At 72.9% G+C, this 269-nt stretch carries 1 protein-coding gene; it reads right to left on the bottom strand.

The window, feature by feature from the left end:
* On the bottom strand, positions 1 to 269 hold a 269-nt coding region (locus tag AUL38_RS17345), incomplete at both ends, for a hypothetical protein (protein WP_201023675.1).

Raw genomic sequence — 269 nt, forward strand, 5'->3', positions numbered from 1 at the left:
GGTGGCGACAAGCCCCGCACCGGCGGCTACGACCGCAACGATCGCGACCGCAAGCCGTTCCGGGATGACCGCGGTGGCCGTGACGAGCAGCGCCCCTACCGCGGTGACCGCCCGTCGGGCGGCGAGCGTGATCGCAAGCCGTTCCGTGATGACCGGCAGGGCGGCGGCGACCGCGCCCCGTACCGTGGCGACCGTCAGGGCGGTGGCGATCGTGCTCCGTTCCGTGGTGGCGATCGTGATCGCAAGCCGTTCCGTGATGACCGGCAGGG

The sequence above is a fragment of the Leucobacter sp. G161 genome (assembly GCF_001482305.1).
Classification (GTDB): domain Bacteria; phylum Actinomycetota; class Actinomycetes; order Actinomycetales; family Microbacteriaceae; genus Leucobacter.